Source organism: Bacillus sp. VA15 (assembly GCF_055721145.1).
On record NZ_JBVQPQ010000013.1, the window covers coordinates 46,753 to 55,665 of the forward strand.

The following is an 8,913-nucleotide window of genomic DNA, read 5'->3' on the forward strand; positions in this document are numbered from 1 at the left end:
TTTTGAAATTGATAGATTATATACATAATACCAATACAAATAGTCGGAAATTGAGGTGTCGAGAATGGTACGTGTAGCAAACTCCATTACTGAATTAATTGGGAATACGCCAATCGTGAAATTAAATCGCCTTGCAGATGAAAACAGTGCGGATGTATATCTAAAGCTTGAATACATGAACCCTGGAAGCAGTGTAAAAGACCGTATCGGTTTAGCTATGATTGAAGCCGCTGAAAAAGAAGGGAAATTAAAAGCCGGTGATACAATCATTGAACCGACAAGCGGAAATACTGGAATCGGGCTTGCGATGGTTGCTGCTGCTAAAGGGTTAAAAGCTATTTTGGTTATGCCTGATACAATGAGCATGGAGCGTCGCAACCTTCTTCGCGCATACGGTGCTGAGCTTGTGCTGACTCCTGGTGCAGAAGGCATGAAAGGCGCCATTAAGAAGGCTGAAGAGCTTGCTGAGCAGCACGGATACTTTGTGCCGCAGCAGTTTAATAACCCCTCTAACCCAGAAATTCACCGCCAAACAACGGGTAAAGAAATCGTTGAGCAATTCGGTGATGATCAGCTTGATGCATTTGTAGCCGGAATCGGTACAGGCGGAACGATTACAGGAGCGGGTGAAGTTCTGAAGGAAGCATACCCTTCCATCAAAATTTACGCTGTTGAACCGTCAGATTCCCCAGTGCTATCAGGAGGAAAACCAGGCCCCCATAAAATTCAGGGAATCGGAGCTGGATTTGTACCGGACATCTTAAATACTGAAGTATATGATGAAATCTTCCCCGTGAAGAATGAAGAAGCATTCGAATATGCACGCAGAGCTGCACGTGAAGAAGGAATTCTCGGAGGCATCTCATCAGGCGCGGCAATTTATGCTGCTCTTCAAGTAGCGAAAAAACTCGGAAAAGGCAAAAAAGTATTGGCCATCATTCCAAGTAATGGCGAACGTTATCTGAGCACGCCGCTGTATCAATTCGATTAAAAAAGCCAAACTCCCGGTCCGCCGGGAGTTTTTTTATATTTGTGCATCAAATATGCCATGTCTGCGACGAATGTTATTCTTGGAAGAGAAATTCACTTTTTTCACTAACAAGATTGCTTTACAATAAAAAACAAGCAAAAAAGAAAATAGAGGAATGATATAAATGGCACAACGCAGACCGGCAGGCAAAAAAGTACCTTTTCAAAAAGACTCATTCTTACAACAATTTGAGAAACTTGCGCAATCCAGAAAACAGCATGTACTTCTTGAAAGTGCAAGAGGCGGCAGATACAGTATAGCCGGTCTTGATCCGATTGCGACTGTAAAAGGAAAAGACGGAATTACAACCATTAAGCATGGGGATGAGATGCTGTTTAAAGAAGGTGATCCATTACGTGCCTTCCACAGCTGGTTTAAAACGCTGGAAACAGAAACAGATCACGAGCTCCCGGATTTTCAAGGCGGGGCAATCGGGTTTCTCAGCTATGATTACGCACGTTACATTGAAAATTTTAAAATGCTCTCATTAGATGATCTGGAAACACCCGATATTTATTTTCTTGTTTTTGATGATATAGCAGTTTATGACCATCAAGATGAGTCTCTGTGGCTGATTACTCATGTTAATGGCACTGATGATTCTGCTGACGTGAAGCTATCCGAGTTGGAGCGGATGTGGCTGACTGAGCTTCCCGCTGTCCCTTCGCGAGAGATGAAGCATGAATCAGACGGTTCCTTCGCGGCACCATTTACCGAGGATGGATTCTCACAAGCTGTAGAGAAAATCAAACAATACATTGCCAGCGGAGATGTGTTCCAAGTCAATCTATCAATAAGGCAGTCACAGTCGCTGTCTGTCCACCCATATCAAATTTACAAGACCCTGAGAGAAGTAAATCCTTCGCCGTATATGGCTTATTTAGAAACACCTGATTTCCAAATCATTTGCGGATCGCCTGAACTGCTTGTCAGCAAAAAGGGCAAGCTATTAGAGACGAGACCGATTGCGGGCACCCGTTCCAGGGGAAAAACGGATGAAGAAGACGAAGCGCTCGCAAACGAATTGATCCACAATGAAAAAGAACGCGCTGAACATGTCATGCTGGTTGATCTTGAGCGAAATGATCTGGGAAGAGTATCACGGTACGGATCTGTGCGCGTGAACGAATTCATGGCGATTGAAAAATACTCGCATGTGATGCATATTGTGTCTAACGTCCAAGGTGAACTGCAGGATGGGTATGATGCCGTAGATATTATTCATGCTGTGTTTCCTGGAGGAACCATTACAGGTGCTCCCAAAGTAAGAACGATGGAAATTATAGAAGAACTTGAGCCGACACGCCGCGGGCTTTATACTGGATCTATAGGATGGTTTGGATATAATCACGATCTGCAGTTTAATATCGTCATTCGAACCATTTATGCAACCGGAGGGCAGGCATTTATGCAGTCCGGCGCAGGAGTTGTGATTGATTCCGTTCCAAAGCACGAGTACAGGGAATCATTCAAAAAAGCTTTTGCGATGCAAAAGGCGTTAGAGCTGAGCAAAGAAGAGACAAAAATTAGATGAGGTGAGCGGAGAAATGATTTTAATGATTGATAACTACGATTCATTCACGTACAACTTGGTGCAGTATTTGGGCGAGCTTGGGGAAGAACTGATTGTGAAACGCAATGACGACATCACGATCGAAGAAATCGAAGAGCTGTCTCCTGATTTTCTGATGATTTCACCAGGACCGTGCAGTCCTGATGAGGCAGGGATTAGCCTTGAAGCAATTAAACATTTTGCAGGGAAAATTCCCGTTTTTGGTGTATGCCTCGGTCATCAGTCCATCGCACAAGTATTTGGCGGGGACGTAATTAGGGCTGAACGGCTTATGCACGGGAAAACCTCGGATATTGAGCATGACGGCAAGACAATCTTCGAAGGCTTGAAAAATCCCCTTGTCGCGACTCGTTATCACTCGCTGATCGTAAAATCTGAGACGCTGCCAAGCTGTTTTACAGTAACAGCACAAACGAAAGAAGGAGAAATCATGGCCATTCGCCACAATGACCTCCCGATAGAGGGCGTGCAATTTCACCCAGAGTCTATTATGACTTCCTTTGGGAAAGAAATGCTCAGAAATTTCATTGAGACATACCGCAAGGAAGTTATTGCGTGATGATATATGTTAACGGCCGGTATATAGAGGAGAAAGATGCAGTTCTTTCTCCTTTTGACCATGGATTTTTATATGGGATCGGTGTTTTCGAAACCTTCAGGCTTTACGAAGGCTGCCCATTTTTGCTTGATTGGCATATAAAAAGGCTTGAACGCGCACTTAAGGATCTGCAAATCGAATATACTGTTTCAAAGCATGAGATCCTTGAGATGCTGGACAAGCTGCTTCGGCTGAATAAGATCAAGGATGGCAATGCCCGTGTCAGGCTGGACATATCAGCCGGCATCAGCGATAAAGGCTTTGTTGCCCAGACTTACGATAAGCCAACTGTTTTATGCTATGTGAACCAACTGAAACCAGAAAGTCTTCCTTTGCAAAAAGAAGGAAAGGTTTTATCGATACGGAGAAACACACCAGAGGGGCCGTTCCGGTTAAAATCTCATCATTATTTAAATAATATGTATGCGAAGCGAGAAATCGGAAATGATCCGCGTGTCGAAGGGATTTTCCTAACGGAGGATGGAGCTATTGCGGAGGGCATCATATCAAATGTTTTCTGGAGAAAAGACAGCTGCATCTATACCCCATCTCTTGATACCGGTATTCTGGACGGTGTCACGAGACGTTTTGTCATGGAAAATGCGAACAAAATAGGACTGGCACTCAAAACGGGCCGATATGAGCTGGAAGCTCTTTTGACAGCTGACGAAGCGTGGATGACGAACTCGGTTCTTGAGATCATCCCTTTTACGAAAATAGAAGAAGTAAACTACGCGGGCCAAAGCGGAGGAGCAGCCTCTGCTCTTCAAGCGCTATACAAAAAAGAAATAAAGAACATGATTCATGAAAAGGGAGGAAGAGAATGGCGCAGCAAACGATAGACCAAACACAAGTAATCCACACCAAGCCCAGCGCTTTATCATATAAAGAGAAGACACTGGTGATGGGAATTTTAAACGTAACGCCTGACTCTTTCTCGGACGGCGGAAAATATGACAGCTTGGACAAGGCACTCCTGCACGCGAAAGAGATGATCGATGACGGTGCCCATATCATTGACATCGGAGGAGAATCGACAAGGCCTGGCGCTGAATATGTCTCAGAGGATGAGGAGATGTCCAGAGTGATTCCGGTAATTGAGCGGATCACAAAAGAACTGGGCGTGCCGATTTCTGTAGATACGTACAAGGCTTCTGTCGCAGATGAAGCTGTTAAAGCAGGCGCATCCATCATCAATGATATTTGGGGAGCGAAACATGATCCGAAGATGGCTTCCGTTGCAGCAGAACACAATGTTCCGATTGTTCTCATGCATAACCGCCCTGAGAGAAATTACAATGACTTATTACCGGATATGCTGTCGGACTTAATGGAGAGTGTAAAAATCGCTGTTGAGGCCGGAGTAGAGGAAAGGAACATTATCCTTGATCCAGGTATCGGTTTCGCGAAAACCTATCATGATAACTTGGCAGTGATGAACAAACTCGAGATTTTGAGCGGACTGGGGTATCCGGTTCTTCTGGCAACCTCCCGAAAAAGATTCATCGGACGTGTTCTGGATCTTCCGCCTGAGGAGCGGGCTGAGGGCACAGGTGCGACCGTGTGTCTCGGCATTCAAAAAGGCTGTGACATTGTCAGGGTCCATGACGTGAAACAAATTGCCAGAATGGCGAAAATGATGGACGCGATGCTGAATAAGGGAGGGGTGCACCATGGATAAAGTCTTTGTAGAAGGAATGGAGTTTTACGGATACCACGGTGTGTTCAAAGAAGAAAACAAGCTTGGACAGCGATTTAAAGTTGATTTAACCGCTGAGCTGGATTTAAGCAAAGCCGGACAAACAGACGACCTTGAGCAAACGATTAACTATGCTGAGCTCTATCACTTATGTAAAGATATCGTAGAAGGGGAGCCTGTGAAATTGGTGGAAACGCTGGCGGAACGTATTGCCGACAATGTGCTCAAGAAATTTCAGCCGGTGCAGCAATGTACTGTGAAAGTGATTAAGCCAGATCCGCCAATTCCCGGACACTATAAATCAGTAGCAATTGAAATCACGAGAAAAAAGTCATGAACAACATAGCTTATATCGCACTTGGATCAAACATTGGAGATAGAGAAACATATTTAAGACAAGCAGTGGCATTGCTGCACCAGCATGATGCGGTGACAGTCACTAAAGTGTCGTCCATTTACGAAACTGACCCGGTCGGATACGAAGACCAAGATGAATTTTTGAATATGGCTGTTGAAATCAAGACGTCGCTGAACCCTTTTGAACTCCTTGAGCTGACGCAGCATATAGAAAATGAATTAGGAAGAACAAGGGAAGTAAGATGGGGACCGCGGACGGCAGACCTTGACATTTTGCTGTTTAATCGTGAAAATATTGAAACAGAGCAACTAATTGTTCCGCATCCGAGAATGTATGAGCGTTTGTTTGTCCTTGCGCCGCTTGCGGAGATTTGCCCGCAGGTTGAAAAAGAGGCAACAAGTGCGGAAACAGACCAAGAAGGTGTAAGAGTATGGAAGCAGAAATCTGGGGTAGACGAATTCGTGCATTCAGAAAGCTGAAAGGTTATACTCAAGAAGGATTTGCAAAAGCGTTAGGTATATCAGTTTCTATTCTCGGCGAAATTGAACGCGGAAACCGATTGCCGTCAGCTGCCATCATTCAAGGTGCAGCAGATGTTTTAAATATAAGCGCGGACGAATTAGCGCCGCCAGAAAAAGATAACAAATGAAGGGAGGTCAAAAATGTTTAAAATCGGTGATATTCAATTGAAAAACAGGGTTGTGCTTGCCCCTATGGCTGGTGTCTGCAACTCAGCCTTCAGATTGACTGTAAAGGAATTCGGAGCTGGATTGGTATGTGCTGAAATGGTCAGTGACAAAGCGATCCTTTACAACAATGCGAAAACCATGGGTATGCTTTACATTGATGAACGTGAAAAACCGCTCAGCCTTCAAATTTTCGGAGGAAAAAAGGAAACCCTTGTGGAAGCGGCGAAGTTTGTAGATCAAAACACAACTGCTGATATTATTGATATTAACATGGGGTGTCCTGTGCCAAAGATTACAAAATGCGATGCAGGAGCCAAATGGCTTCTCGATCCTGATAAGATTTACGAAATGGTTTCTGCAGTAGTGGATGCCGTTGATAAACCAGTTACAGTGAAAATGAGAATGGGCTGGGATGAAGACCATATTTTCGCAGTGAAAAATGCACAGGCTGTAGAACGTGCGGGCGGAAAAGCAGTTGCGCTTCACGGCCGTACGAGAGTGCAGATGTACGAAGGAACGGCAAACTGGGACATCATCAAAGAAGTAAAACAATCAGTATCGATTCCGGTTATCGGAAACGGCGATGTTAAGACGCCGCAGGATGCTAAGCGTATGCTCGATGAAACAGGAGTAGACGGTGTCATGATCGGACGCGCTGCATTGGGCAATCCGTGGATGATTTACCGTACGGTTCAGTACCTTGAAACAGGTGAATTAAAAGAAGAGCCGCAAGTACGCGAAAAAATGGCGGTATGCAAACTGCATCTTGACCGCCTGGTTGACTTAAAAGGTGAAAACGTAGCGGTAAGAGAAATGAGAAAGCATGCTGCATGGTATCTGAAAGGTGTAAGAGGCAATGCGAATGTTCGTAATGAAATCAATCATTGCGAGACAAGAGAAGAGTTTGTGCAGCTTTTAGATGCATTTACTGTTGAAGTTGAGGCAAAAGAGCTTCAAAACGCAAAAGTAGGATAATGCTCACCTCTATTTGCTGCTCACTGCCAGTTTTGCGCTGGCAGTTTTTCTGCTTTTTTCATGAAACAATATCTGTAATGGAGTGATAACAATGAGTCAAGAAGAGCATAACCATGAAGAATTGAACGACCAGCTGCAAGTCAGACGCGATAAAATGAATCAGCTGAGAGATAACGGCATCGATCCATTCGGCGCACGTTTTGAAAGAACTCATCAGTCTCAGGAAGTTATTTCAGCATATCAAGATCTAACCAAAGAAGAGTTAGAAGAAAAAGCGATTGAAGTCACAATCGCAGGCCGCATGATGACAAAACGCGGTAAAGGAAAAGCCGGTTTTGCACATCTTCAGGACTTAGAAGGCCAAATTCAAATCTACGTAAGAAAAGACAGTGTCGGTGACGACCAATATGAAATCTTCAAGTCTTCTGACCTCGGTGATCTTATCGGTGTAACCGGAAAAGTCTTTAAAACAAATGTAGGCGAATTGTCTGTTAAAGCAACTTCTTTTGAATTGCTGACAAAAGCGCTTCGTCCGCTTCCTGACAAATACCATGGTTTGAAAGATGTTGAGCAGCGCTACCGCCAGCGCTACTTGGATCTTATCGTAAATCCAGACAGCAAACATACGTTCATCGCACGAAGCAAGATCATTCAAGCTATGAGAAGATACCTTGATGATCACGGATACTTAGAAGTAGAAACACCAACAATGCACAGCATTCCTGGGGGAGCTTCTGCACGTCCATTTATCACTCACCACAATGCGTTAGATATTCCGCTCTACATGCGTATTGCAATCGAATTGCATCTAAAACGCCTAATTGTCGGCGGTTTAGAAAAAGTATATGAAATCGGCCGTGTTTTCCGTAATGAAGGTGTCTCTACACGCCATAACCCTGAATTCACGATGATTGAGTTATATGAAGCATATGCGGACTATAAAGATATCATGAGCTTAACTGAAAACCTTGTCGCTCATATCGCCCAAGAAGTTCTTGGGACAACTACGATCCAATATGGCGAAGAACAAATCGACCTTAAACCTGAGTGGAAAAGAATCCATATGGTTGACGCGGTCAAAGAAGCGACTGGCGTTGATTTCTGGGAAGAGGTTACTGTTGAGCAGGCGCGTGAATATGCAAAAGAACATGGCGTAGAGATTAAAGATTCTATGACAGTAGGCCATATCATCAACGAATTCTTCGAACAAAAAATTGAAGAAACGCTTATTCAGCCAACGTTTATTTACGGACATCCTGTAGAAATCTCTCCTCTAGCTAAGAAAAACCCAGAGGACCCACGCTTTACAGACCGTTTTGAACTGTTTATCGTTGGCCGTGAACATGCAAACGCGTTTACAGAGCTGAATGATCCTATTGATCAAAGAGAACGCTTTGAAGCGCAATTAAAAGAGCGTGAAGCCGGTAATGATGAAGCTCATCTAATGGATGAAGACTTTGTTGAAGCTCTGGAATACGGTATGCCGCCAACAGGAGGTTTAGGCATCGGTATCGACCGTCTGGTTATGCTGCTGACGAATGCTCCTTCTATTCGCGATGTACTGTTATTCCCGCAGATGAGACAACGCTAATAAAGAAGAGCGGCATCCTTTCTCTATGAAGGGATACCGCTCTTTTTAAATTCCTAAGTATTTCTTCAAAAAAACTATTGCACTATTATTTACAAGGTGGTATATTAATATTCGTTGCCGCTAAACAAGGCGATAACGAAAAAAGAACTTCAAAAAAATTTGTTGACTTCACTGAGTCAACGAGTTATAATAATAAAGTCGCTTGAACGAAGTGGACAAAATGATCTTTGAAAACTAAACAAGACAAAACGTACCTGTTAATTCATTTTTTACAAAATCGCACAGCGATGTGCGTAGTCAGTCAAACTACTTTATCGGAGAGTTTGATCCTGGCTCAGGACGAACGCTGGCGGCGTGCCTAATACATGCAAGTCGAGCGGACAGATGGGAGCTTGCTCCC

The 8,913-nt window shown here is 44.0% G+C and carries 10 protein-coding genes and 1 rRNA gene; all 11 read left to right on the forward strand.

The features are described from left to right. Positions 1 to 64 precede the first annotated feature (64 nt). Positions 65 to 991 carry a cysteine synthase A gene (gene cysK / locus AC0DBE_RS20990; RefSeq protein ID WP_014112318.1) on the forward strand — a complete coding sequence of 309 codons (927 nt, stop codon included), beginning with the start codon at positions 65 to 67 and terminating at the stop codon, positions 989 to 991. 163 nt (positions 992 to 1,154) lie between these two features. Then, positions 1,155 to 2,564, forward strand: a complete 1,410-nt coding sequence (locus AC0DBE_RS20995) for an anthranilate synthase component I family protein (protein ID WP_472963652.1) — start codon at positions 1,155 to 1,157, stop codon at positions 2,562 to 2,564. 13 nt (positions 2,565 to 2,577) lie between these two features. Next, positions 2,578 to 3,162, forward strand: a complete 585-nt coding sequence (pabA, locus tag AC0DBE_RS21000; protein ID WP_014112319.1) for an aminodeoxychorismate/anthranilate synthase component II — start codon at positions 2,578 to 2,580, stop codon at positions 3,160 to 3,162. Further along, positions 3,162 to 4,043: an aminodeoxychorismate lyase gene (gene pabC, locus AC0DBE_RS21005; RefSeq protein WP_472963660.1), complete on the forward strand. Its 882-nt coding sequence runs from the start codon at positions 3,162 to 3,164 to the stop codon at positions 4,041 to 4,043. The genes pabA and pabC overlap by 1 nt, the downstream gene beginning before the upstream one ends. Next, complete coding sequence (folP, locus tag AC0DBE_RS21010) at positions 4,025 to 4,882, forward strand: dihydropteroate synthase (protein WP_003218403.1); 858 nt, start codon at positions 4,025 to 4,027, stop codon at positions 4,880 to 4,882. The genes pabC and folP overlap by 19 nt, the downstream gene beginning before the upstream one ends. After that, the gene (gene folB / locus AC0DBE_RS21015) at positions 4,875 to 5,237 is read left to right on the forward strand and encodes a dihydroneopterin aldolase (protein WP_472963656.1); all 363 of its coding nucleotides are present in this window, start codon (positions 4,875 to 4,877) and stop codon (positions 5,235 to 5,237) included. The genes folP and folB overlap by 8 nt, the downstream gene beginning before the upstream one ends. Further along, positions 5,234 to 5,737 carry a 2-amino-4-hydroxy-6-hydroxymethyldihydropteridine diphosphokinase gene (folK, locus tag AC0DBE_RS21020; protein ID WP_014112323.1) on the forward strand — a complete coding sequence of 168 codons (504 nt, stop codon included), beginning with the start codon at positions 5,234 to 5,236 and terminating at the stop codon, positions 5,735 to 5,737. Before folB ends, folK begins: the two co-directional genes overlap by 4 nt. Beyond that, positions 5,689 to 5,907, forward strand: coding sequence for a helix-turn-helix domain-containing protein (locus AC0DBE_RS21025; RefSeq protein WP_014112324.1), 219 nt, complete (start codon positions 5,689 to 5,691; stop codon positions 5,905 to 5,907). The genes folK and AC0DBE_RS21025 overlap by 49 nt, the downstream gene beginning before the upstream one ends. Before the next feature lie 13 nt (positions 5,908 to 5,920). Then, the gene (gene dusB, locus AC0DBE_RS21030; RefSeq protein ID WP_014112325.1) at positions 5,921 to 6,922 is read left to right on the forward strand and encodes a tRNA dihydrouridine synthase DusB; all 1,002 of its coding nucleotides are present in this window, start codon (positions 5,921 to 5,923) and stop codon (positions 6,920 to 6,922) included. Positions 6,923 to 7,013: 91 nt separating this feature from the next. After that, complete coding sequence (gene lysS / locus AC0DBE_RS21035) at positions 7,014 to 8,513, forward strand: lysine--tRNA ligase (protein ID WP_014112326.1); 1,500 nt, start codon at positions 7,014 to 7,016, stop codon at positions 8,511 to 8,513. A gap of 311 nt (positions 8,514 to 8,824) precedes the next feature. Continuing rightward, positions 8,825 to 8,913: ribosomal RNA gene (locus AC0DBE_RS21040) — 16S ribosomal RNA — on the forward strand; the annotation flags it as partial.